Below are 1236 nucleotides of genomic sequence, written 5' to 3'. Positions count from 1 at the left end.
TCTGACACTGGTACAGATAGCCCAACTGCTTAGTTCCGAATCAGTAACAACAGTACAACTTTCAAGTAATCATTAAGTCTTAAGGATTGCGAGAAAGTTACTGTAACAATCCAAGGTTTAAACAGAAAAACACACTGAAATACTAGTAAAGACGGATAGGATGGAGAGAGATGAAGAAAAAGATACGGGAACAGTTAAGATGGGGCATAACATGTATAGTCGGTCTTTTTTGTCTATGGCTTTTACCAAGCACGGTAATTGCGGCTTCAGAAACTGTTTATCCAGTTACGACCGAATATCAAGAGATTAACGACTTAGCCGGCGTAAGAGATAATTTTGGGTTATCTGGTACTACAACTTGGGATACTGGCTGGCCATGGGCCCAGTTAACGTCAGAAAAGACTCAACAAGTTGGGTCAATTTATCTTAACAACAAAGTACAATTAGACTCGAGTTTTTCTATTAACGGAAAACTGTCCATTCATTTTAAAGGTGCCAATAAGAATGCAGATGGAATTGGTATTGTTTTTCATACGGGCGAAGTAGATCAAATTGGCCAAGCAGGAGGTTTTTTAGGAGTTGCAGGATTACCAAATGCTCTTGCGATGGTATGGGATACTTGGAAGAATGAAGGGGATCCAAACGTTCCTTACATAGGAATTTGGACAACAAATTCAAGTGGAACAAAATCTGTTGTCAATAATTATACTACATCTTTCGATATTACAAAGAATCAAGAGTTAAATTACTCATTTATATATGATGCAAATACACGCAAAGTAACATTTCAAGCATACTATAATATTTCTTCTACCAATGATTCACCAGATTATTCAAAACCTATCATTACAGATAATTCAGGAGCAGGATATAGTTTTACTATACCAGAATCAATTAAAGAATATTCATTTTCCATTACTGGAGCCACGGGTAGTACTTTTAACAATCAATATGTCAAAGTGTCCAACGCAAGCATACCAATTTTAGTCACCAATACGCCTAAAGTGACCAAGGAAGTTGGAACAACATACAGCTCAGTCTTGACTTTGTCTGACACAAATGGTGTCGCTTATCCGCAAGGTTCTACTGCGACTGTCAACGGAGTGGATTATACAGTAGATGATAATTCATCGATTACGGTTCCTTTAGGGGCAACAGATACTGAAACAGATTTAACAATCGCGGTTAAATCGTTTAAAGAATACAATAACCAGAAATTTGATGGTAGAGTTTCAG

The 1236-nt window shown here is 37.1% G+C and carries 1 protein-coding gene; it reads left to right on the top strand.

Annotated elements, in window-relative coordinates:
- Positions 1-170: 170 nt before the first annotated feature.
- Positions 171-1236: lectin-like domain-containing protein (locus ORH16_RS18835; RefSeq protein ID WP_416207891.1), on the top strand; the 1066-nt coding region annotated here is incomplete at its 3' end.

Origin of the sequence: Enterococcus sp. HY326 (assembly GCF_026157065.1) — a bacterium.
Classification (GTDB): Bacteria; Bacillota; Bacilli; order Lactobacillales; family Enterococcaceae; genus HY326.
The sequence above is the reverse complement of the archived record's forward strand: the minus strand, read 5'-3'. Positions and strand labels throughout refer to the sequence as shown.